The following is a 23311-nucleotide window of genomic DNA, read 5'->3' as shown; positions in this document are numbered from 1 at the left end:
TGATGCTGATTCCGGAAATCCGCGCCGAGCTCTCGCGCCTGCCGGGCGCGCTGCCGACCTGGCACGGCGTGATCGATGCCGCGGGCTGGCAGGCAGCGGCTGGCACCGTGGCGCAGGCGGGCGGCCGTCTGCTGGCCCTGTGGGCGTCGGGGGGCGGCGCCCAGGGGGCCGCCGCGGTCCACGCCGCCTATGCGCTGGCGGGTGGCCTGCTGTGGCTCGAACTGCCGCTCGCCACGGACGACGACCCTTTCTATCCCGACCTGGCCGCGCTGTTTCCGGCGGCCGGCCGCATGCAGCGGGCCGCTGCCGACCTGTCGGGCGTGCGCGCCGTGGGCGCGGCCGATACCCGGCCCTGGTTGAACCACGGCGCCTGGCCCGCCGGCTTCTTCCCCTTGCAGCATCGGGCCGGCTCCGAGCCGGACGGCGGTGCTGTGCGCGACTATCCCTTCGTGCGGGTCGAAGGCGATGGCGTGCACGAGATTGCCGTCGGCCCGGTGCATGCCGGCATCATCGAGCCCGGCCACTTCCGCTTTTCCGTGGTCGGCGAAAAGGTGCTGCGGCTGGAGGAGCGGCTGGGCTACACGCACAAGGGCATCGAGCAGCGCTTCACCGGATTGCCTCCCCTGGAGGGCTACCGCCTGGCCGGGCGGGTCTCCGGTGATTCCACGGTGGCGTATGCCTGGGCTTACTGCATGGCGCTGGAATCGGCCGCCGCGTGCGAGATCCCGCAACGGGCGCAGTGGCTGCGTGCGCTGCTGCTGGAGCGGGAGCGGGTGGCCAACCACCTGGGTGACCTGGGCGCGCTCGGCAACGACGCCGGCTTCGGCGTGGCCCTGGCGCAGTTCTCCCGCCTGAGGGAGGACTGGCAGCGCCTGGCCGGGGAGGTGTTCGGCCACCGCTTCATGATGGACTGCGTGGTGCCCGCCGGCGTCGCGTTCGACCTGGCCGCCGACGCGGGGAGCCGGCTGGCGGCGCAATGCGACGCGATTGCGGGCGAACTGCAATCCCTGCGGACCATCTACGACGAGCATGCGGGGCTGCAGGACCGCTTCGCCGGCACCGGCCGTGTCAGCGTCGACCTGGCGGCCCGGCTGGGACTCACCGGCCTGGCGGCCCGGGCCAGCGGCCAGGCGCGCGACCTGCGCTGCGACCAGCCCTGGGCTCCCTATGACGCGCTGGCCGTGAAGGCGGTGACCCATTCCGGCGGCGACGTCGCGGCCCGGGTCGCCGTCCGTTTCGACGAGATCGTCGAATCCATGCGCCTGGTCCGCGCCATCGTGGCCGGATTGCCTGCAGGGCCGGTGCGCACCGAGCTGCAGCTTCCGCTTGGCGCGGCGCGTGGCGTTGGCTGGGTCGAGGGTTGGCGCGGCGAGATCCTGGTGGCGCTGGAGCTGGACGGGCAGGGTGGCCAGGCGCAGGTGCGGCGCTGCCACTGCCACGATCCTTCCTGGCAGAACTGGCCGGTGATCGAGCACGCGGTGATCGGCAACATCGTTCCCGACTTCCCGTTGATCAACAAGTCGTTCAACCTGAGTTACTCGGGACACGACTTGTGAGCCCCTTTCCATCCTGAGGCCCGGCCATGTGGAAGATCGTCAAGCAGATTGCCCGGGGCGGCATCGCCACCGAAGCCCCACCCGGGTCCAGCGACGCGCTGCGCGTCGAGGCCCAGCGCATCCAGGGCGAGCTGCTGGCCATCCTCGGCCAGGCCCTGACCATCCGGCAGGTCGACGCCGGCTCCTGCAACGGCTGCGAGCTGGAGATCCATGCCCTGGGCAACCCGTACTACAACATCGAGGGCCTGGGCATCAGGTTCGTGGCCAGTCCCCGCCATGCCGACATGCTGCTGGTGACCGGCCCGGTGTCACGCAACATGGAGCAGGCGCTGCGGCGTACCTACGACGCCACGCCCGAACCCAAGCTGGTGGTGGCCGTGGGCGACTGCGGCCGCGACGGCGGGATCTTCGGCGAAAGCTATGCGAGCTGCGGCGGCGTCGACAGCGTGATCCCGGTGGACCTCACCATCCCGGGCTGCCCGCCGGCGCCGATCGAGATCCTGCGCGGCATCCTCACGGCCGTGCGGCGCTGTCGTCCGGCCGCGCCGTAGCAGGGCGGGGCGCGGCGGCGACTTGCCGCCTCAGTGGCCGGCTGCCAGCAGGTGCTGGCGCACGTCCTTCAGGAAGGGCCGCAGCGCGAGCAGCCACAGCCCGATCGCGAGCGGCACCGTGCTCACGAAGCCCACGTACTTGAAGCCCAGGGCGCCGGCGAAACCGCCCACCAAGAAGCAGCTGACCAGCACCGTGTGGATGCGCAGCTTCTGGCGGTTGGCCAGCACCGGGTCGCGGCCGGCCTCGCGCGGGTTGATGTAGACCAGCTTGCCGAGTTCGATGCCGATGTCGGTCACCAGTCCGGTCACGTGGGTGGTCCGTATCTCGGCCCGCGAAATCTTGGTAATCACCGCGTTCTGCAGGCCCATGATGTAGCAGAGGATCACCACGGTGAGGGGCAGGAACAGCGGCTCGAAGACGCCGATGGAGGCGCCCGCGACGCCGAACACCAGCAGGGCCACCGATTCCAGGAACAACGGGAGCCCGTAGGCACTGTGCAGGCGGCGGCGCAGGCCCCAATTCACCAGCACGGCGGTCGTCATGGCCCCGCCGATGAAGGCGACGATGGCGCCGGCCGCGGCGATCGCCAGCGTGACCCGCCCCAGCACGAGGTTGTCGGCGATCGAGGACAGCATCCCGGACATGTGCGAGGTGTACTGGCCCACCGCGAGGAAGCCGCCGGCGTTGGTGGCGCCCGCGACGAAGGCGAGGAAGGCTCCGAGCCGGACGTTGGCCTGCGTGGTGCGATCGACGTCGGTCCAGCCGCGGATGAACGCGAACATCGCGCGGCGGCCGCCCTTACTGGCTGTCGCCGGGCAGGACGGCGCCGGCGGCGGCGCCGACCGCCTTGCCCGTGAGCTTCACGGTGCCGACGGCGGCATCCACGGCCAGCGAGCCCGCCGTCGCCGCGACGGAGGCGGCGGCGCCCGCGACGGTGACCACGGCACAGCCGGAGAGCGCGCTTGCGAGGACGGCCAGGACGGCCGCGCGGATCAGGAACTGCATGCGGTGAGCTTAACGCAGCGTCAACGGCGTCCCGCCGTCGCGTTGGTAAAGAGCTGTTCGCTCAGAACTCGTATTCCGCCTGCAGCCGCAGCGTGTGACGCGGCGCCGCGTCGGTCAGGCCGATCAGCACGGCGGCGTTGTACTTGATCACCTGCCGGGCGCCCAGGCGGACCTGGCCGAAGAGCGCGGGCCCCGCCTTGTGCGGCTGCTCGGAATGCGGCTCCCAGTGGTCCCAGGGGCCGACGTCGCCGAAGCCCTGCGCGCCGAATTCGAACTCGGGCCGCCAGCGGTACTTCAGCTGCCACTCGTAGCCCAGTTCCGCCTTGCCGGCGTTCTCGGCGCGGATGTGCTTCTCGATCAGCAGGTTCAGGTTCGCCTGCACTTTGCTGCCGAACTCCGTCTGCAACAGCGGGCCCCACTTGTACTCGTAGCCCTCGCTGCGGTCCTTCGGCCGCTCGATCTCCAGCAGGAAGCCGAGGTCGACGGGGTACTTGCCGGTCTCGGTCAGCTGGAACTTGTTCTCCCATTCCCAGGCGTCGAAGTCGTGCTTCATGTCGGGTTGCTTGTGCCACTTCGCCACCAGCTCCGTGAACCACCAGGAGTTGACGCCCAGGCCGAAGCTCAGGGCGTACTCGGACTCGCGCGATCCGTCGCGGTTCTTGGCGGTGCCCGACTTGAACTCGATCTCGCGCTCGCCTTCCTCCACGGTGGGTGTGTGCACATAGTCGGCCGGGCCGGCCATGGCGGGCAGGACCAGGCAGGACAGGGCAAGGCTCGCCCCGACCCGCCAGCGGGTGGCGTGGTTCATGGAATCTCCGGAAGTGAAAAGGGAAAGGGGTCGCTCAGCGGGCGGGCTGCGGCCGAGGTCGCAACAGCCGGTTGCCGAGGAAGATCAGGGCCAGCACCGCGAGGTAGGAGGCGAGCTGCGCCGCCGAGGGACGGGCGTCATAGCCGACCAGCGCGTGCAGCAGGGTGCCAATCGCTGAATCCGGCGCCAGCCAGGACGAGGTGTCCCATAGGGGGGAAGTCCAACGCTCGATGAAGCCGGCCTGCGCCAGCGACTTCACCAGCTGGCTGCCGATGGAGCCGGCCAGGATCGCGATCAGCACGTTGGTGGTGGTGAACAGGTGGCGCGGCGAGATGCGGGCGAGGCCGCTGTAGATCACCAGGCCGGCCGCCACGCCCAGGCCCACGCCCAGGATCACGGCAGCGACCACGGTGCCGGCGCTGGTGTCGGTGCCGGTGATGGCGCCGCTGACGAACAGGACCGTCTCCGCGCCTTCGCGCAGCACGGCCAGCGCCACGGCCACCAGCAGCGCCCAAGGCTTGCGGTCGCCCTGCTGCACCGACTGGCCGAGCCGGCGGGCGTCGCTGGCCATCTCGCGCGAGTGGGCGGCCACCCAGATGCAATGCCACAGCAGCATCACCAGGGCGACCGAGAGGACGGCGATGTTGACCACGTCCTGACCGAGGCCGTCGAACCAGTCGCTCACGTGCTGTGCCGCGAAGCCCATCAGCAGCGCGCCCAGGACGCCGAGCGACACGCCGGCGGACAGCCAGCGGCCACGACCGGTCAACTGGCGCGTGGCGGCCGCCACGATGCCCACGAACAGCGCGGCTTCCAGGGACTCGCGAAAGACGATCAGGGCGGCGGCGAACATGGCGGCGACCCTACTCGGCGATGACGACGCCCTGCGCCGTCTTCTCGTTGTACTCGCCGAAGAAGGTGTAGCGGCCGGGCTTCAGGGGACCGATGAAGATGGACGCCTTCTTGCCGCCGGGGATCACCTTTTCGCGGTTGAGGCTGTGGCTCTCGAACTCTTCCGGCGTGCTGTCCTGGTTGTCGACGACCAGCTTCACGCGCTGCCCGGCCGGCACCTTCAGCTCGGCAGGATCGAACCGGTGGTTCTTGATGACGAGGGTGAATTCCGGCTCGGCGGCACCAGCCCATCCGCAGAAGAGCGAGGCGGCAAAGGCGATGGAGAGGGTGCGGCGGGCGGCGAACATGACGGGGCTTTCTTGTTGGGACTGCCCGTAGTCTAAACGAGAATTGTTCGTATTTGCAAGCGGGAGACAAGAAAAACGGCGCGAGACTGCGCCGTTCCGCTGCCTGGGTGGCGATTGCCGCCCTCAGCGCACCCGCATGCCCGGCTCCGCGCCAGGCCACGGATTCAGCACGTAGATGCCGGCCTTCTGCTTCTCGTCCGCGTGGCTGGCCGCCAGCACCATGCCCTCGCTCACGCCGAACTTCATCTTGCGCGGCGCCAGGTTGGCGACCATCACGGTGAGCTTGCCAACCAGATCCTCGGGCTTGTAGGCCGAGGCGATCCCGGAGAACACGTTGCGGTGGCGGCCTTCGCCCACGTCGAGCGTGAGCTGCAGCAGCTTGGTCGAGCCCTCGACGGCCTTGCACTCCACGATCTTCGCGATGCGCAGGTCGATCCTGCCGAAGTCGTCGATCGTGATCGCGGGGGCGATCTCCTCGCCCCCGGGTTTCTCGCTCCCTCCCCCGCCGGGGGAGGGTTGGGGTGGGGGCGCGCCAGCCTCGGCCGGCGGCTCGAACAGCGCGTCGAGCTGCTTCACGTCCACGCGCTGCATCAGGTGCTGGTACGCGCCGACCTGGTGGCCCGCGGGCAGGACCTGCGCGGCATTGGTCCAGTCCAGCGGCTGGCAGTTCAGGAAGGCCTCGGCCTGCGCGGCCAGCTGCGGCAGCACGGGCTTCAGGCAGGCGGTGAGCACCTTGAAGGCCTGCAGGCAGTCGGAGCAGACCTGGGCGGCCGCATCGGCCTTGCCTTCCTTGACCAGCTTCCAGGGTGCGGCGGCGTCGAAGCGCAGGTTCACCTCGTCGGCAAAGGCCATCACCTCGCGCAATGCCTTGCCGAACTCGCGGGTCTCGTACAGCACCTTGACGCTGTCGACCAGCTTGCCCACGTTCAGCGTTCCTTCGCCGGCGACCAGCTTGCCGCCGGGGATGAACTTGACGGCGCGGCTGGCGATGTTGACGTACTTGCCGACCAGGTCGGAGTTCACCCGCGCCACGAAGTCGTCCGGATTGAAGTCGACGTCCTCGACGCGCGCATTCAGCTTGGCCGCGATGTAGTAGCGCAGCCATTCGGGGTTCATGCCGAGCGACAGGTACTTCAGCGGATCGATGCCGGTGCCGCGGCTCTTGGACATCTTCTCGCCGCTGACGGTGATGAAGCCGTGCACGTTGACCTGGTGGGGCGTCTTGCGGCCGCTGAACTGCAGCATCGCCGGCCAGAACAGGGTGTGGAAGTACACGATGTCCTTGCCGATGAAGTGCACCTGCTCCACCGCCGGGTCGGCGATGAACTGCTCGAAGCTCGCGTCCGTGCGCGAGGCCGCGTGCCAGTGGTCTTTCGCCTGGCCCTTGTCGAAGTGGTTCTTCAGGCTGGCGAGGTAGCCGATCGGCGCGTCCAGCCAGACGTAGAAGTACTTGCCCGGCGCGTCCGGGATCTCGATGCCGAAGTAGGGCGCGTCGCGGCTGATGTCCCAGTCGGCCATGCCGGCCTCGAACCATTCGCCGGCCTTCTTCGCCATCTCGGGCTGCAGTTTGCCGTCCTGCGTCCAGGCCTTGAGGAAATCGACGACCTCGGGCCGGGACAGCTGGAAGAAGTAGTGGTCGGAGCTGCGCAGTTCGGGGCGCGCACCGGTCAGCGTGGAATAGGGCTCGATCAGCTCGGTGGGCGAGTACACGCTGCTGCACACCTCGCACGCATCGCCGTACTGGTCCTTCGCGTGGCACACCGGGCACTCGCCCTTGATGTAGCGATCCGGGAGGAACATGCCCTTCACCGGGTCGTAGAACTGCTCGATGGTGCGGGTGGTGATCAGGCCGTTGGCCTTCAGGCGCTGGTAGATGGCCTGCGCCAGCACGGTGTTTTCCGGGCTGTCGGTGGAATGCCAGTTGTCGAAGCGGATGTGGAAGCCGTCGAGGTACTGCTTGCGGCCCGCGGCGATCTCGCCCACGAAGGCCTGCGGCGTCTTGCCCGCCTTCTCGGCGGCAATCATGATCGGCGCCCCATGCGCGTCGTCGGCGCCCACGAAGTGCACCATGTTGCCCTGCATGCGCTGGTGCCGCACCCAGATGTCGGCCTGGATGTATTCCATGATGTGGCCGATGTGGAACTTGCCGTTGGCGTACGGCAGGGCGGTGGTGACGAAGAGCTTGCGCTGGGGCATGGGGTTTTCCAGGGGGAACCGGGCATTTTAGTCAGCGCCAGTGGGTGACGGTCCGGCGCGGCGTGGGGGTAAGCGATTCCATGGGAGTCGCGCGAGTCGCCGCCGCTACACTCGGCGCAACTACAGAGACAAAGCTTTATGGCCACCCAGGAACAGCTGCTCGCGGCTCTCGCGAGCGTGAAGGACCCGAACACGGGCAAGGATTTCGTCGGCGCCAAGGCCGTGAAGAACGTGCAGATCGAGGGAGGCGACGTCTCCTTCGAAGTCGAACTGGGCTATCCGGCCAAGAGCCAGGCGCCGGAGATGCGCCGTGCACTGGTCGCCGCGGCCAAGACGGTGCCCGGGATCGAAAACGTTTCGGTCAACATCACCACCCGCGTCACCGCGCATTCCGTGCAGCGCGGCGTGCAGCTGATGCCCAACGTGAAGAACATCATCGCGGTGGCGTCGGGCAAGGGCGGGGTGGGCAAGAGCACCACCGCCGCCAACCTGGCACTGGCCCTGGCGGCCGAAGGCGCCAAGGTGGGCGTGCTGGACGCCGACATCTACGGCCCCAGCCAGCCCATGATGCTGGGCATCGACCGCCGTCCGGAAAGCGACGACGGCCAGACCATGGAGCCGCTGGAAAACCATGGCGTGCAGGTGATGTCCATCGGCTTCCTCATCAACCAGGACGAAGCCATGATCTGGCGCGGTCCCATGGCCACCCAGGCCCTGGAGCAGCTGCTGCGCCAGACCAACTGGCAGGACCTGGACTACCTGATCGTCGACATGCCCCCCGGCACCGGCGACATCCAGCTGACCCTGTCGCAACGCGTGCCGATGACGGGTGCCGTCATCGTCACGACGCCGCAGGACATCGCGCTGATCGACGCGAAGAAGGCCGTCACCATGTTCGAGAAGGTGGGCGTGCCCATCCTCGGCGTGGTGGAGAACATGGCGGTGCACATCTGCAGCAACTGCGGCCACGCGGAGCACATCTTCGGCGAGGGCGGCGGCAAGCGCTACGCGGAGGACAAGGGCATCGAGTACCTCGGTGCGCTGCCGCTGGCGATGCACATCCGCGAGCAGGCCGACAGCGGCAAGCCGACGGTGGTGGCGGACCCCGACAGCGAAGCGGCGAAGATCTACCGCAGCGTGGCGCGCAAGGTCGCGATCAAGATCGCGGCCCGGGCCAAGGACTTCTCCTCGAAGTTCCCCACGATCACCGTCTCCAAGAACACCTAGCGCCCGGAGCCATCATGGAGCGCCCGGCCCTAGCCGTCGCGGTGATCATGCGCAAGCGGCGCACCGCCAGCCGCTGGCAGCCCTGGCAGTGGGAGCTGGCGGAGGTCGTGCCGAACGAAGCCGCCTTCGGCAGCGAACCGCGCCGCCTGCACCAGGACGACGACGGCGAGCGCTGGCTGCATCCCGGCCTGCGCGTGGAACTGTTCCGCGACGAAGCCGAGGGCTACTACCTCAACGTCACCACGCCGGCGCCGGGTTGGTTCGTCCTCTGGCGCATGGAGGAGGAGGCCAGCATCGCCGACGAGCCGATGCCGCGGCCCTTGCTCGTGACCCTGAGCTACCACGAGGCCGCGCGCTGGCTGGATGCGCAGGAAACGGTGGAGCAGGTGCCCGCACCCCCGCACGTCGTCGAGTGGATGCGCGCCTTCGCCGAAGAGCACTACGTGCCCGAACCGAAGAAGCGTAAGCGTCCCGAGAGCTTCCGCCGGCTGGAGGACCGCTTCGGCCAGCCGGCTTCCGTCAGCACGGAGAAGAAACACGGCGGAGGCGAGGGCCATGGCTGACGGTTTCCTGGGCCGCTGGGCGAAGCGCAAGGAGGCGGTGCGCAAGGGCGAGCCGCTGCCCGCGGAGCCCGAGCGCACGATCCAGCCCCCGGCGCCTGCGAACGTGGTTGCGCCTGCGGGGACGGAGCCCGTTCCCGCGCCAGCCCAGCCGGCCCCGGTCGAACCCCCTGCTTCGCCGACGCTCCAGGACGCGCAGGAGCTCACTCCGCAATCCGACTTCACCCGCTTCGTCCAGCCCGACGTCGCGCCCGAGGTGAAGAACGCGGCGATGAAGAAGCTGTTCGCCGATCCGCACTTCAACGTGATGGACGGGTTGGACACCTACATCGACGACTACAACAAGCCCGACCCGATCCCGCCGGAGATGCTGCGGCAACTCGCCAGCGCCAAGTTCCTCAAGCTCTTCGATGACGAGGAAGACAAGGCGAACAAGGACGAAGCCGAGCCGCTGGCGAAAGCCCCCACGGAGCGGGAATTCGCGGATGCGCGCCCTTCCGATTCCGTGGCACAGTCCAGCACCCGGACCGGACAAGCATTACCGCCGGCCGACGACCATGCCGACCCTGATTTGCGACTGCAACAAGACGATGCCCCTGGACGCCCAGGCCCTGGGGAAGGCTCTTGCTGAGAACCTGACGCTGCATTCCACGCTGTGCCGGCGCGAGGCCGGGGCGTTCCAGCAGGCGATCCGCAGCGGCGACGACGTGGTCGTCGCCTGCACCCAGGAAAAGCGCCTGTTCGGCGAACTGGGGCGGCAGACCGAGGGCGCCGTCTCCCCCATCCGCTTCGTCAACATCCGCGAAACCGGCGGCTGGAGCAAGGACGCGAAAGCCGCGATGCCCAAGCTGGCCGCGCTGCTCGCTGCCGCCAAGCTGCCGGAGGCGGAACCTGTTGCCACCGTCACCTACAAGAGCGCCGGCCGCCTGCTGCTGATCGGGCCGCTGGAAGAGGCGGAGCGTTTCGCCGCGGTGCTCGGCGATGCGCTGGACGTGACCATCTTCGCGCGCGGCGGCGCCGGCGCGCAGGAACGCCGCTATCCCGTGGTGGGCGGGCGCATCGACAGCCTCTCCGGGTGGCTGGGCGCCTTCCAGCTGGCATGGGCGCAGGACAACCCGATCGACCTCGATCTGTGCACGCGCTGCAATGCCTGCGTCGCGGTTTGCCCGGAGCAGGCCATCGGCCTGGACTACCAGGTGGACCTGCAGGCCTGCAAGGACCACCGCGCCTGCGTGAAGGTGTGCGACGTCGGCGCCATCGACTTCACGCGTGAGCCCGTCGCCCACGCCGACACTTTCGACCTCGTGCTCGACCTGCGCCGGCAGCCGGGCTTCCTGCAGCACGCGCCGCCGCAAGGCTACTTCCACCTGCCGCCGGACCAGGCCAACGGCCCGAAGGCCCTGGACGTGGTCATCAAGCTGCGCGAGCTGGTGGGCGAGTTCGAAAAGCCCAGATTCTTCGCCTACAAGCAGAAGCTGTGCGCGCACAGCCGCAACGAGAAGGTGGGTTGCAGCGCGTGCATCGACATCTGCTCGGCCGAGGCGATCAGCAGCGAGAAATCGCGGCAGCAGATCAAGGTCCATCCCAACCTGTGCGTGGGCTGCGGCGCCTGCACGACGGTCTGCCCCACCGGCGCGCTCACCTATGCCTATCCGCGCCCCGGTGAGCAGGGCACCCGGATCCGGACGCTGCTGTCCACCTACGAGGCGGCAGGTGGCAGCGCGCCCGTGCTGCTGCTCCACAACCAGGAGCGCGGCCAGGCCCTGGTGGAGGACGTGGGACGCGGTGCGCGCGTCGGCGCCGGCGACGGTGTTCCGGCCAACGTGATTCCCCTGGCCCTGTGGCATGTCGCCAGCATCGGCATCGAGCTGTGGCTGAGTGCGGTGGCGCAGGGTGCCGCGCACGTGGCGGTGCTGGCCACCCGCGACGACGCGCCGCAGTACCTCGACGCGCTGAAGGCGCAGATGGAGATCGCGCAGGCGATCCTGCACGGCCTCGGCTACGAAGGCAGCCATTTCAGCCTGCTGCAAAGCCGCAGCGCCAGCGACCTCGACCAGGACCTGCGCCTGCTCGCCGGCCGCCGCGGCGCCACCCCCAAGGTGCGGGCGCGCTTCGCCGTGGCGGCCGAAAAGCGCACGACCGCGGAGCTCGCGCTCGACCACCTGGTGGAGCAGGCGCCCGGCCGGCCCGAGGCGATCGCGCTGCCGGTCGGCGCGCCCTTCGGCAGCATCACGGTCGACGCGGACAAGTGCACGCTGTGCATGAGTTGCGTCGGCGCCTGCCCGGCGAGCGCACTGCAGGACAACCAGGCGGCGCCGCAGCTGCGGCTGGTGGAGAAGAACTGCGTGCAGTGCGGGCTTTGCGCCACCACCTGCCCGGAAAAGGCCATCACGCTGCAGCCGCGGCTGCTGCTCACGCCCGAGCGCAAGCAGGCGCGGATCCTCAACGAAGCCAAGCCCTATGCCTGCATCCGCTGCGGCAAGCCGTTTGGCACGCTCAAGGGCATCGAGTCCATGCTCGGCAAGCTGGCCGGCCATTCCATGTTCCAGGGCCCGGCCCTGGAGCGGCTGAAGATGTGCGGCGACTGCCGCGTGATCGACCTCTACTCGTCGCAGAACGAATCGCGCATCACCGACCTATGAGAGAACTCCCGCCCTCCACCAGCGCGCTGGACGAGGAGACCGCACGCGCCGAGATCTACGGGCTGCTCGCGCAGCTCTATTACGCGGCGCCCGGCCCCGAGCTGCTGTCCGCGCTGCGGGTGGCGGTGACCGAAGCGCCGGCGCAGGGCGCTTTCCTGGAGGAGCCGTGGCGGGTGCTGGTGGGAGTCGCCCGCGGCATGAGCGACGGCGAGATCGCCGCGGAATTCGAGGCGCTGTTCGGCGGCGTCGGCAAGCCGGAGGTCTACCTGTTCGGCTCGCACTACCTCACCGGCTTCCTGAACGAGAAGCCGGTCGCCCGCCTGCGCGAAACGCTGGCTGGACTGGGCCTTGCGCGCGACGAGGCGATGCCGGAGACGGAGGACCACGTGGCCTACGTGTGCGAGGTCATGCGCTACCTCATCGCCGGCGACGATGCGGCGGTGGCCAACCTCGCGCGCCAGCGGGAGTTCTTCAACGAGCACGTGCAGCCGTGGCTGGCACCCTTGTGCGACGCGATCGGCGCCCATCCCAAGGCGCATTTCTACGCGGCCCTCGCCGAATTCACGCGCGCCTTCGCGAGCATCGAAGCCCAGGGCTTCGACATGCTCGCGTGACGTCGCGAGTGCCGCGTTTATTCCCCGCGTACGCGTTTTCCATAGGGGAATTCCTGTCGGGCTGCTGTCGGTTCGCGTTTTCCCTGAGGGAACCGACCTCTTTTTTGCATGCCAACGATTGCCGTGAAGTTTTCGCTCTACTACAGTATGAAAGGTAGTTCATAAGAGCTTCAGGAGACTTGCACATGTCCGAAAGCCAAGCCAAGCCCTCACGCCGGGGTTTCATCATGGGAGCCGCCGTTGCCGGCGCAGCGACCGCAGCCGTGGTCACGATTCCCAAGACAACTGTCCCTGAGGCGCCTGTCGCCGAGACGCTCCCGCCAGCGCCGGAAAACGGCGGCGGCTACCACCTGACGGACCACGTCAAGCGGTACTACAAGACCACGCTCGTCTAACTCCCGGAGAGTTCCATGCTGCTCACCAAGAAGTCGGGCGCTGCCCAGGACACAACGCGCTCGCCGTTCATCCACAGCCTGCAGCGGGGCCTGTCCTCCGCCCTGCCCACGATGGACCGCCGCGCGTTCCTGCGCCGCTCCGGCCTGGGCGTCGGGGTCGGCATCGCCGCCTCCTCGCTCACGCTCGTGAAGAAGGCCAAGGCCGCCGAAGGCAAGGGGCCCGCAGTCGGCGAGGGACGCGTGGAAGTCAAGCGCACGGTGTGCTCGCACTGCTCCGTGGGCTGCGCGATCGACGCCGTGGTCGAAAACGGCGTGTGGGTGCGGCAGGAGCCGGTGTTCGACTCGCCGATCAACCTGGGCGCGCACTGCGCCAAGGGCGCGGCGATCCGGGAGCACGGCCACGGCGAGTTCCGCCTGCGCTACCCGATGAAGCTGGTGAACGGCAAGTACCAGCGCATCAGCTGGGACCAGGCGCTGGACGAAATCACCGCCAAGCTGAACGACCTGCGCAAGGCCAGCGGCCCCGAATCCGTGTTCTGGATCGGCTCGTCGAAGCACTCGAACGAGCAGTCCTACCTGATGCGCAAGTTCGTGAGCCTCTGGGGCAGCAACAACTGCGACCACCAGGCGCGCATCTGCCACTCCACCACCGTCGCCGGCGTGGCGAACACGTGGGGCTACGGCGCGATGACCAACTCGTACAACGACATGCAGAACAGCAAGGCTGCGTTGTACATCGGCTCCAACGCCGCCGAGGCGCACCCCGTGTCCATGCTGCACATGCTGCACGCCAAGGAGACGGGCACCAAGCTGATGGTGGCCGACCCGCGCTTCACCCGCACGGCCGCCAAGGCGGACCAGTACATCCGCATCCGGTCCGGCTCCGACATCCCCTTCCTGTTCGGCGTGCTGCACCACATCTTCAAGAACGGCTGGGAAGACAAGAAGTACATCAACGACCGGGTCTACGGCATGGACAAGGTCCGCGAGGACGTGCTGGCCAAGTGGACGCCGGACAAGGTGTTCGAGGCCTGCGGCGTGCCCGAGGCCGAGGTCTTCAAGGTCGCCGAGACCATGGCGAAGAACCGGCCCTCCACCATCGTGTGGTGCATGGGCCAGACGCAGCACACCATCGGCAACGCCATGGTCCGCGCTTCCTGCATCCTGCAGCTGGCGCTGGGCAACATCGGCGTGTCCGGCGGCGGCGCCAACATCTTCCGCGGCCACGACAACGTGCAGGGCGCGACCGACGTCGGCCCCAACCCGGACTCGCTGCCCGGCTATTACGGAGTCGCCGAAGGTTCCTGGCGCCACTTCGCCAAGGTCTGGGGCGTCGACTACGACTGGATCAAGGGCCGCTTCGAGAACGTGGGCATGATGACCAAGCCCGGCATCACGGTGTCCCGCTGGATCGATGGCGTGCTCGAGAAGAACGAGCTGATCGACCAGACGTCCAACCTGCGCGGCGTCTTCTACTGGGGCCACGCGCCGAACTCGCAGACCCGCGGCCTCGAGATGAAGAAGGCGATGGACAAGCTGGACCTGCTGGTCGTGGTCGACCCGTACCCGTCCGCCACCGCCGCCATGGCCGCCATGCCCGGCGACCCCAAGGACCTGAACCAGAACCGCGCGGTGTACCTGCTGCCGGCGGCCACGCAGTTCGAGACCAGCGGTTCCGTGACGGCCTCGAACCGCTCGCTGCAGTGGCGCGAGAAGGTGATCGAGCCCCTGTGGGAAAGCCGCAGCGACCACATGATCATGTACCAGCTGGCCGACAAGCTCGGCTTCGGCAAGGAACTGGTCAAGAACTACAAGATGCAGAAGGTCAAGGGACTGGACGAGCCGATCCCCGAGGACATCCTGCGCGAGATCAACAAGTCGGTCTGGACCATCGGCTACACCGGCCAGAGCCCCGAGCGCCTGAAGGCCCACATGCGGCTGATGGGCAGCTTCGACGTGAAGACGCTCAAGGCCAAGGGCAGCGTGAAGGACAAGGAGACCGGGTACGACATCCAGGGCGACTACTACGGCCTGCCGTGGCCCTGCTACGGCACCCCCGAACTGAAGCACCCGGGCTCGGCCAACCTGTACGACACCAGCAAGCACGTCATGGACGGCGGCGGCTGCTTCCGGGCCAACTTCGGCGTCGAGAAGGACGGCGTCAACCTGCTGGCCGAGGACGGCTCCGCACCGGTGGGCTCCGACATCACGACGGGCTATCCCGAGATCGACCACGTCCTGTTCAAGAAGCTCGGCTGGTGGGGGGAACTCACGGATGCCGAGCGGGCGCAGGCCGAAGGCAAGAACTGGAAGACCGACTCGTCGGGCGGCCTGATCCGCGTCGCGATGAAAAACCACGGCGTCCATCCCTTCGGCAATGCGAAGGCGCGGGCGGTGGTGTGGAACTTCCCCGACCCGATCCCGCAGCACCGCGAGGCGCTGTACAGCACCCGGCCGGACCTGGTCGCCAAGTACCCGTCGCACGACGACAAGAAGGCGTTCTGGCGCCTGCCCACGCTGTACAAGAGCGTGCAGCAGAAGAACCTGCAGGACAAGGTGGCCGAGAAGTTCCCGCTGATCCTGACCTCCGGCCGCCTGACCGAGTACGAGGGCGGCGGCGAGGAGACCCGGTCCAACCCCTGGCTGGCCGAACTGCAGCAGGAAGCCTTCGTCGAGATCAACCCGAAGACGGCGACCGAGCGCAACATCAAGAATGGCGACCGCGTCTGGCTGCGCTCGCCCACCGGCGCGCAGCTGAACGTGCAGGCGATGGTGACCGAGCGCGTCGGGCCGGACACGGTGTGGATGCCCTTCCACTTCTCCGGCCGCTGGCAGGGCGTCGACATGCTGCCGTACTACCCGAACGGCGCTGCGCCCGTGGTGCGGGGCGAGGCGGTCAACACCGCCACGACCTACGGTTACGACAGCGTGACCATGATGCAAGAGACCAAGACGACGATCTGCAACATCGAACGGGCCTAAGGGGAGATCACGATGGCAAGAATGAAATTCATCTGTGACTCCGAGCGTTGCATCGAGTGCAACGGCTGCGTCACGGCCTGCAAGAACGAGCACGAAGTCCCGTGGGGCGTCAACCGCCGCCGCGTGGTCACGCTCAACGACGGCGTCCCGGGCGAGAAGTCGGTGTCGGTGGCCTGCATGCACTGCTCCGATGCGCCCTGCATGGCGGTCTGTCCCACCAACACCTTCTACCGCACCGAAGAGGGCGTGGTGCTGCACGACAAGGACACCTGCATCGGCTGCGGCTACTGCAGCTACGCCTGCCCCTTCGGCGCGCCGCAGTTCCCCGCGGCCGGCACCTTCGGCGTGCGCGGCAAGATGGACAAGTGCACCTTCTGCGCCGGCGGCCCCGAGGCCAACGGTTCGCAGGCCGAGTTCGAGAAGTACGGCCGCAACCGGCTGGCCGAAGGCAAGCTGCCCGCCTGCGCCGAGATGTGCTCGACCAAGGCCCTGCTGGCCGGCGACGGCGACGTCGTGGCCGACATCTTCCGCAACCGCGTGCTCAAGCGCGGCAAGGGCGCCGAAGTGTGGGGCTGGGGCACCGCCTACGGTTCCAAGCAGGCCGGCCAGCCGCAGGGAGCCAAGTCATGAGACCCCTCACCATCCTCGCGCTCATCGTCCTTGCCGTCGTGCTCGCCGCCTGCGCGGAGCGCGAGCAGACAGCCAGCGGCATCAAGAGCGATGCCGCGGCCTACCAGGGCACCAACCATCCGTTCGTGGTCACGGGCTGGAAGCCCGGCGACCGCAACAGCTGGGAACAGCAGATGAAGGTCCGTACCGTCCAGGGGCAAAACGACTATGCGAAGGTTCCTTGAGCTTCTCGCCGCGGCCGCGCTGACGGCCGCCCTCGGCGGCACCGCGCTCGCGCAGACCCCGAGCCCGGCGCCCGCGGGGGCCCCCGCCACGGCCACGGCGCCCTCGAGGAACCTGCCGGACGATCCGGCGCCGGCTGCCGGCGGCGTCCAGGGCCAGAACATCTTCGACGTGAAGCCCGAAGTGAAGCGCGACGCTTCCTCCGACCCCGGCTACATGGAGCAGAACAACGGCCAGCGCAACCGCGTCCAGCCGGGCAACAACGCGCCGATGTGGCGCGGCGTGCAGGGTGGCGTCACAGGCTACAGCAGCCTGCCGAAGTCCGAGGCGCCCGAGGCCGGCAACCTGATCCAGGCGCCGGTGCAGTATCCGGGCACGCGCTTCGTGACCGCCGGGGAGGCGTGGCGGCAGGTGCGCAACCACTGGCTGGTGCCCTACGGCGGCGCGCTGCTGCTCATCTCGCTGGTGGCGATGGCGATCTTCTACTTCGTGCGCGGGCCGCTGGGCCATCAGCCAGCCGTGGGCGGCGGCGGACGGCGCATCGAGCGCTTCACCCCCTTCGAGCGCGCAGCCCACTGGTCCAATGCCATCGCCTTCGTGCTGCTCGCGGTCTCCGGCATCGTCATGGCCTTCGGCAAGTTCTTCCTGCTGCCGGTCATCGGGCAGACGCTCTTCGGTTACTTGACGTACCTGCTGAAGAACGTCCACAACTTCGCCGGACCGCTGTTCGCCGTGTCGCTCGTGATCATCATCATCACCTTCGCCAAGGACGAACTTCCGCGCCGCGGGGACCTCCGCTGGCTGCTCAGCCCCCGCGCGGTGCTCGGCAAGCACGGGGAGGAACCGCCCGGCCACCGCTTCAACGCCGGCGAGAAGGTGGTCTTCTGGCTGGCCGTGGTGGTGCTGGGACTGATCGTCGTCGGTTCGGGCCTGGTGATGGACAAGCTGATTCCCAGCCTGGGCTACGAGCGGGCGCAGATGCAGGTGGCGCACATGATCCACGCCGCCGCCGCCGTGGGGATGATGTGCCTGACCGTGGTGCACATCTACCTGGGCACGGTCGGGATGCGCGGCGCCTACCGCGCCATGCGCGACGGCTACGTGGACGAGGCGTGGGCGAAGGAACACCACGCCTACTGGTACGAGGACATCCGTGCCGGCAAGATCCCGGCCCAGCGCAGCAAGCCGCTGGGCATCGTCGACGACACGCAGTCCGTGCGCACCGTGTGAGGAGAAGAACAGACATGATCCGAGTGATGCTCACCGCCGTTGCGCTGGCTGTTTCGGGCGCCGCGCTCGCCACGATCCCGCCGCCGGTGCTGGACGAAGCCGCCAAGGCCAAGGCCGCCGAGGCCGCCGCCAAGACGGCGTACCAGGCCAAGCTGGATGCCTATCAGACGTGCAAGGCGCAGGACCGCGTGGTGGCGAACTACCGGAAGACGGTCGCCTCGCGTCCGGCTGCGTCGGCTGCGTCGGCTGCGTCGGCTGCGTCGGGCACGTCGGGCACGTCGGGCACGTCGGCTGCGGCGAAGCCCATGCCGCCGGCCTCCAGCGGGGTCGCTGCGGCCAAGCCGCCGGCCTCCGCGACGACAGCGGCAGCCCCCACCTCGCCGACCAGCGCGTCCGCTTCGCAAGGTGGCAGCACGCCGGTCGCGGCCGCGCCGGCTGCAGCCGGCTGCGCGGACCCCGGCCCGTTTGCCTACGCACCGCCCGAACAGAAGCCGCTGGAGACCTCGGGCGCGCATTCGCCGGCCGCCAATGCCACCAGCCCGCCGAGCGTGCGGTCGAACTCGGCCGAGATGGCGCCGTCCAAGCCGGGCGTGGCCACGAAGAAGTAAGCAATTGCGGTGGCGACGAGGCCGGCCCGCGGGCTGGCCTTTTCTTTTGCGGTAGCCTTCCGCCATGTCCCTTCCCGTGCTCACCGAGGCCCGCGCGCCCCTGACCCGCAGCGTCGAGGTCGTCAACGAGCACGGCGAGCAGGAAACGATCTCGATCCCGGCGGAACGCGCGCTCACGGTGTACGTGGACAAGCGCGAGCTGGTCACCCTGATGACGCTGGGCGCCCAGCCGGAATGGCTGGTGCTGGGCTACCTGCGCAACCAGCGGTTGGTCAAATCCGTGGGCGCCGTGGCATCGGTGACGGTGGACTGGGAAGTCGGCGCGGCGGCCGTGAAGACGGTCGACGGCATCGACCGCATCGAGGAGCGCACCGCGCGCCGGGTCGTGACCACCGGCTGCGGGCAAGGCACCGTGTTCGGCGCGCTGATGGACGAGATCGACAGCGTGGCGTTGCCCAATGCCCGCCTCACGCAGGCGCAGCTGTACGGCATCGTCAACGCGATCCGGCTGCAGGAGAGCACGTACAAGTCGGCCGGCTCGGTGCACGGCTGCGCGCTGTTTCGCGGCGAGCAGATGCTGCTGTTCGTGGAGGACGTCGGGCGCCACAACGCGATCGACACCATCGCCGGCTGGATGTGGCTGCACGGGGACGGCCACGCGCCCGCCACGGCGGACGAACCGATGGTGTTCTACACGACGGGCCGACTCACCAGCGAGATGGTGATCAAGTCGGCGCAGATGGGCGTGGCCATCGTCATCTCCCGCAGCGGCATCACTCAGATGGGCCACGAGGTCGCGCAGCGCCTGGGCCTGTGCACCGTCGGACGTGCGACCGGCCGGCATTTCCTCTGCTACACGGCGCCGGACCGCCTGCAGCTGCAGCCGGAACTGGCGAGCATGCGGCGGGCCGCTTCCTGACGCGACGCCCCCCAACGGATTCCCTGCCATGAACGAATGGATCGAAGGCCAGCCGCCCGCACCACCGCCCGCGCTGGGCGTGCGCGGGTGGCTGCGCGAAGGCCTGCGCGCTTCCGTGCTGCGCTCGCCCAGCACGCAGGGCAGCACGCCCCGCCCGCGCGAGCTGCTGCTGCTGGTGCTGATCGCCACCGGCATCGAGCTGGCGCTGGGGCGGCTGGAGGTGCCGGGGCCCGCGGACTTCAGCCTGCGCGGCTGGCTGGCGCCCTCCTGGAGCGTGGCGGCCCTGGTGCTGCTGCTCTGGACGCTGTGGCCGCGCGAGCCGCGGCCCGAGGCGGGCGGCATGGCCGCCTGGTTCGCCTTGTGGCTGGGGGCAGCCATCCCGCCCGGCCTGGTGTCGCAGGCGATCGGAATCGCGCAGGGCTGGGAGCTGCTGCCGGAGGCGCTCGCGGAGTCCGCGCTGTTCGCCCTGCTGGTGTACATCGGCCTGTGGGCCTGGGTGCTCGCCATTGCGCTGCGCCTGGCGTCGCACTTCGGCCTGGCACGGGCCCAGCTGCGCATCTTCGGTGCCGTCCTGGTGCTGATCTTCGCGGTGAGCGCGTGGCTCTTTCCCGATCGCCCGTGGGAGGCACCCCCCGAGCCCGAAGCGGAAACACCCGGCATGGTGCTGGGCGACGAGAGCTTCGAGACGCAGCAGGCGCTGTTCCGCCAGAGTGTCGAAGGGCTCCTGCCGCAGCGCCCTGGCGTGACCGACGTCTACGGCATCGTTTTCGCGCCCTATGCGACCGAGGACGTCTTCCTGCGTGAAAGCACGATGGTGGCGAACCTGCTGGCGCAGCGCTTCGACGCCCAGGGGCGGGTGCTCCAGCTGGTCAACCATCCGGACACGGTGGAGTCGCTGCCCTGGGCGACGCCGCGCAACCTCAAGCGTGCCATCGAGGCGGTGGCCGCCCGCATGGACCGCGAGCACGACCTGCTGGTGCTCTACCTCACCTCGCACGGCGCCAACGATTTCCGGCTGGCCGCCGCGCATCCGCCGCTGCAGGTGGAACCGGTGAGCCCCGGCGAGCTGCGCACCGCCCTGGACGAGGCCGGCATCCGCTTTCGCGTGATCGCGATCTCCGCCTGCTACTCCGGCGGCTGGGTCGGCCCGCTGGCCAGCGACACCACCCTGGTGATGACGGCGGCGGATGCGGACCACACCTCCTATGGCTGCGGCGCCCGCTCCGAGCTCACCTACTTCGGCCGCGCGGTGTTCGACGAACAGCTGCAGCGCACCCACTCGTTCGAGCAGGCGTTCGCCGCGGCCGTGCCCGTGATCCGCCGGCGCGAGGAGGAAGCCCGCAAGACCGACGGCTTCTCCAACCCGCAGATCAGCGTCGGCGAGGGCATCCGGCCGCTGCTGAAGGCGCTGGAGAAGCGCCTGGAGACGCCATGAAGCGCACCTCCGCGCTGGCGCTGGGCTGGCGCACCTTGCTGCGCGACCTGCGCGCCGGCGAACTGCGCCTGCTGATCGTGGCGGTGACGCTGGCGGTCGCGGCCCTCACGGCCGTCGGCTTCTTCGCCGACCGGCTGAAGGGCGGCCTGTCGCGCGATGCGCGACAGCTTCTCGGAGGCGATGCGGTGGTCGTGAGCGACCAGCCCACGGCGCCCGGCTTCGAGGCGCAGGCCCGCGCGCTCGGCCTGCAGAGCGCCACCACCCTGGTCTTCCCTTCCATGGCCCGCGCGCCCGACGCGAAGGGGGGCGCCTCGCGCCTCATCGCGCTGAAGGCGGTGTCCGAGGGCTATCCCCTGCGCGGCAGCCTGGAGATCGCCACGCAGCCCGACACGCCCGGCGCCCGCACGCGCGAAGTGCCCCGCCGCGGCGAGGCCTGGGTCGATGCCGCGGTGCTGGAGGCGCTGGACCTGCGCATGGGCGACGCCTTGCTGCTGGGCGATGCGCAGCTGCGCATTGCGCGCGTCATCACGCTCGAGCCGGACCGGGGCGCCGGCTTCCTGAACTTCGTGCCACGCGTGATGATCCATGCCGGCGACCTGCCGGCGACCAAGCTCGTGCAGCCGGCCAGCCGCGTCAACTGGCGCTTCGCCGTGGCCGGCGCCGACCGCGATGTCGCGCGTTTCTCCGACTGGGCGGTGGCGGAGACCAAGCGGCCGGAAGTGCGGGGCGTGCGGGTCGAGTCGCTCGAAGGGGGCCGGCCCGAGATGCGGCAGACGCTCGATCGCGCCGAGAAATTCCTCAACCTGGTGGCGCTGCTGGCCGCGCTGCTCAGCGCCGTCGCGGTCGCCCTGGCGGCGCGCGGCTTCGCCAGCCGGCACCTGGACGACTGCGCGATGCTCCGCGTGCTGGGCGAGAGCCAGCGCACCATCGCCCGCAGCTACACGGTGGAGTTTGCGGCGATCGGCCTGTTCGCCAGCCTGCTGGGTGTGGCGATCGGCTACGCCGTGCACTTCGTCTTCATCGCACTGCTGGGCGGGCTGGTGGAGACCTCGCTGCCGTCGGCGGGCCTCTGGCCGGTGGCCTTCGGCATGGGCATGGGCCTGACCCTGCTGCTGGCCTTCGGCCTGCCGCCGGTGCTGCAGCTGGCGCAGGTGCCGCCCCTGCGCGTGATCCGGCGCGACGTGGGCAACCTGCGGCCCGCTTCGCTGCTCGTGCTGGGCGTGGGCGTGGCCGGCTTCGTCGCGCTGCTGCTGGCGGCCAGCAGCGACCTGAAGCTGGGCGGGATCGCGGTGGGCGGCTTCGCCGGCGCCGTGCTGGTGTTCGCCGGCCTCAGCTGGGTCGCGGTGAAGCTGCTGCGCCGCGTGGTCAACGAAGCGACGGCGCCGCGCTGGATGGTGCTGGCCACGCGGCAGATCAGCGCCCGCCCCGCCTACACGGTGGTGCAGACCAGTGCGCTGGCGGTGGGACTGCTGGCGCTGGTGCTGCTGGTGCTGCTGCGCACCGACCTGATCGCCAGCTGGCGGCAGGCGACGCCGCCGGACGCGCCGAACCGCTTCGTCATCAACGTGCTGCCCGAGCAGAGCGACGCCTTCGTGAAGAAGCTGCGCGCCTCCGGCGTGCGGCGGCTGGACTGGTTTCCCATGTTCCGCGGCCGGCTTGTCGCAGTGAACGGCAAGGCGGTGACGCCCGACGATTTCGTCGACGACCGCGCGCGCCGCCTGGTGGACCGCGAGTTCAACCTGTCCTTTGCCGCGAGCCAGCCGGAACACAACGAGGTGGTGGCGGGGCGCTGGCAGCCGGAGGAGCGCGGCACCGTCAGCGTGGAAGAGGGCATCGCCACCACGCTGGGCCTGAAGCTGGGCGACACGCTGCGCTTCGACGTCGCCGGGATGACGAGCGAGGCGCGCATCACCTCGCTGCGCAAGGTGGACTGGGGCTCGATGCGGGCCAACTTCTTCGTGATGTACCCGGTGAGCGTGCTGCCGGACATGCCGGTCACCTACATGGGGGCGTTCCGCGCGCCCGAGGTCCGCGGCTTCGACAACGCGCTGGTGCGCGCCTTTCCCAACGTGACCAACGTCGACATGACCTCGACGCTGAACCAGGTGCAATCGGTGCTGGACAAGGTGATCCGCGCGGTGGAGTTCCTGTTCGGCTTCACGCTGGCCGCCGGCCTGGTGGTGCTGTTCGCCGCGGTGGCTGCCACGCGCGAGGAGCGCGCGCGCGAGTTCGCGATCATGCGCGCCGTGGGCGCCCGCGCCAGCCTGCTGCGGCAGGTGCAGCGGGCCGAGCTCGCCGGCGTGGGGCTGCTGGCGGGTTTCCTGGCCAGCGTGGTCGCGTCCGTGGTGGGCTGGGCCCTGGCCAAGTACGTCTTCGGCTTCACCTGGACGGCCTCGCCCTTCGTTCCCCTGGTGGGCGCGGTGGCCGGCGCGGTGCTGGCGCTGGCCGCCGGCTGGTGGGGCCTGCGCGAAGTGCTCGCCCGTCCGGTGGTGGAAACCTTGCGCAAGGCCGCCGAATAGGTTCGCTGGGAC

General features: G+C 69.2%; 22 protein-coding genes. 16 read left to right on the top strand and 6 right to left on the bottom strand.

Annotation, left to right across the window (positions count from 1 at the left end):
* The first annotated feature begins 2 nt into the window (after positions 1-2).
* Positions 3-1556, top strand: a complete 1554-nt coding sequence (locus tag AC1DSA_RS06260; RefSeq protein ID WP_477887152.1) for a hydrogenase large subunit — start codon at positions 3-5, stop codon at positions 1554-1556.
* A gap of 26 nt (positions 1557-1582) precedes the next feature.
* A complete protein-coding gene (locus AC1DSA_RS06255) occupies positions 1583-2107 on the top strand; it encodes an NADH-quinone oxidoreductase subunit B family protein (protein ID WP_477887150.1) in 525 nt (174 codons plus the stop codon).
* Positions 2108-2137: 30 nt separating this feature from the next.
* On the opposite strand, the gene AC1DSA_RS06250 is transcribed toward AC1DSA_RS06255, so the two are convergent.
* The 6 genes from AC1DSA_RS06250 to metG all read right to left on the bottom strand — a co-directional run bounded on the left by AC1DSA_RS06250 (position 2138) and on the right by metG (position 7316).
* Positions 2138-2890 carry a YoaK family protein gene (locus AC1DSA_RS06250; RefSeq protein WP_477887148.1) on the bottom strand — a complete coding sequence of 251 codons (753 nt, stop codon included), beginning with the start codon at positions 2888-2890 and terminating at the stop codon, positions 2138-2140.
* A 16-nt stretch (positions 2891-2906) separates the two neighbouring features.
* Positions 2907-3113, bottom strand: a complete 207-nt coding sequence (locus tag AC1DSA_RS06245; protein WP_477887146.1) for a hypothetical protein — start codon at positions 3111-3113, stop codon at positions 2907-2909.
* Between the two features lie 61 nt (positions 3114-3174).
* The gene (locus AC1DSA_RS06240; RefSeq protein ID WP_477887144.1) at positions 3175-3921 is read right to left on the bottom strand and encodes a hypothetical protein; all 747 of its coding nucleotides are present in this window, start codon (positions 3919-3921) and stop codon (positions 3175-3177) included.
* Positions 3922-3955: 34 nt separating this feature from the next.
* Positions 3956-4774 (bottom strand): FTR1 family iron permease, encoded by an 819-nt coding sequence (locus tag AC1DSA_RS06235; protein WP_477887142.1) that lies wholly within the window; start codon positions 4772-4774, stop codon positions 3956-3958.
* A 10-nt stretch (positions 4775-4784) separates the two neighbouring features.
* Complete coding sequence (locus AC1DSA_RS06230; RefSeq protein WP_477887140.1) at positions 4785-5120, bottom strand: cupredoxin domain-containing protein; 336 nt, start codon at positions 5118-5120, stop codon at positions 4785-4787.
* A gap of 123 nt (positions 5121-5243) precedes the next feature.
* The gene (gene metG, locus AC1DSA_RS06225; protein ID WP_477887138.1) at positions 5244-7316 is read right to left on the bottom strand and encodes a methionine--tRNA ligase; all 2073 of its coding nucleotides are present in this window, start codon (positions 7314-7316) and stop codon (positions 5244-5246) included.
* A gap of 75 nt (positions 7317-7391) precedes the next feature.
* On the opposite strand from metG, the gene apbC reads away from it, so the two are divergent.
* The 14 genes from apbC (at position 7392) to AC1DSA_RS06155 (ending at position 23299) form a co-directional block, all read left to right on the top strand.
* The gene (gene apbC / locus AC1DSA_RS06220) at positions 7392-8543 is read left to right on the top strand and encodes an iron-sulfur cluster carrier protein ApbC (RefSeq protein WP_477887431.1); all 1152 of its coding nucleotides are present in this window, start codon (positions 7392-7394) and stop codon (positions 8541-8543) included.
* Between the two features lie 14 nt (positions 8544-8557).
* Positions 8558-9106: a DUF3305 domain-containing protein gene (locus AC1DSA_RS06215; protein ID WP_477887136.1), complete on the top strand. Its 549-nt coding sequence runs from the start codon at positions 8558-8560 to the stop codon at positions 9104-9106.
* A complete protein-coding gene (locus tag AC1DSA_RS06210) occupies positions 9099-9734 on the top strand; it encodes a DUF3306 domain-containing protein (RefSeq protein ID WP_477887134.1) in 636 nt (211 codons plus the stop codon). The genes AC1DSA_RS06215 and AC1DSA_RS06210 overlap by 8 nt, the downstream gene beginning before the upstream one ends.
* Positions 9661-11745 (top strand): 4Fe-4S binding protein, encoded by a 2085-nt coding sequence (locus AC1DSA_RS06205; protein WP_477887132.1) that lies wholly within the window; start codon positions 9661-9663, stop codon positions 11743-11745. The genes AC1DSA_RS06210 and AC1DSA_RS06205 overlap by 74 nt, the downstream gene beginning before the upstream one ends.
* A complete protein-coding gene (locus AC1DSA_RS06200) occupies positions 11742-12359 on the top strand; it encodes a TorD/DmsD family molecular chaperone (RefSeq protein WP_477887130.1) in 618 nt (205 codons plus the stop codon). The genes AC1DSA_RS06205 and AC1DSA_RS06200 overlap by 4 nt, the downstream gene beginning before the upstream one ends.
* 185 nt (positions 12360-12544) lie before the next feature.
* Positions 12545-12754 (top strand): twin-arginine translocation signal domain-containing protein, encoded by a 210-nt coding sequence (locus tag AC1DSA_RS06195; RefSeq protein ID WP_477887128.1) that lies wholly within the window; start codon positions 12545-12547, stop codon positions 12752-12754.
* A 15-nt stretch (positions 12755-12769) separates the two neighbouring features.
* A complete protein-coding gene (locus AC1DSA_RS06190; RefSeq protein WP_477887126.1) occupies positions 12770-15736 on the top strand; it encodes a formate dehydrogenase subunit alpha in 2967 nt (988 codons plus the stop codon).
* Positions 15737-15748: 12 nt separating this feature from the next.
* Positions 15749-16366: a formate dehydrogenase FDH3 subunit beta gene (gene fdh3B, locus AC1DSA_RS06185; RefSeq protein ID WP_477887124.1), complete on the top strand. Its 618-nt coding sequence runs from the start codon at positions 15749-15751 to the stop codon at positions 16364-16366.
* Positions 16363-16590, top strand: coding sequence for a hypothetical protein (locus AC1DSA_RS06180; protein WP_477887122.1), 228 nt, complete (start codon positions 16363-16365; stop codon positions 16588-16590). The genes fdh3B and AC1DSA_RS06180 overlap by 4 nt, the downstream gene beginning before the upstream one ends.
* The gene (locus tag AC1DSA_RS06175; protein ID WP_477887120.1) at positions 16574-17818 is read left to right on the top strand and encodes a formate dehydrogenase subunit gamma; all 1245 of its coding nucleotides are present in this window, start codon (positions 16574-16576) and stop codon (positions 17816-17818) included. Before AC1DSA_RS06180 ends, AC1DSA_RS06175 begins: the two co-directional genes overlap by 17 nt.
* 14 nt (positions 17819-17832) lie before the next feature.
* Positions 17833-18426 carry a hypothetical protein gene (locus tag AC1DSA_RS06170; RefSeq protein WP_477887118.1) on the top strand — a complete coding sequence of 198 codons (594 nt, stop codon included), beginning with the start codon at positions 17833-17835 and terminating at the stop codon, positions 18424-18426.
* A 64-nt stretch (positions 18427-18490) separates the two neighbouring features.
* A complete protein-coding gene (locus AC1DSA_RS06165; protein WP_477887116.1) occupies positions 18491-19345 on the top strand; it encodes a formate dehydrogenase accessory sulfurtransferase FdhD in 855 nt (284 codons plus the stop codon).
* A gap of 28 nt (positions 19346-19373) precedes the next feature.
* A complete protein-coding gene (locus tag AC1DSA_RS06160; RefSeq protein WP_477887114.1) occupies positions 19374-20780 on the top strand; it encodes a C13 family peptidase in 1407 nt (468 codons plus the stop codon).
* Positions 20777-23299, top strand: a complete 2523-nt coding sequence (locus AC1DSA_RS06155) for an ABC transporter permease (protein WP_477887112.1) — start codon at positions 20777-20779, stop codon at positions 23297-23299. Before AC1DSA_RS06160 ends, AC1DSA_RS06155 begins: the two co-directional genes overlap by 4 nt.
* Positions 23300-23311: the final 12 nt, after the last annotated feature.

The sequence above is a fragment of the Ramlibacter sp. P4_H7 genome (genome assembly GCF_056400765.1).
The sequence above is the reverse complement of the archived record's forward strand: the minus strand, read 5'-3'. Positions and strand labels throughout refer to the sequence as shown.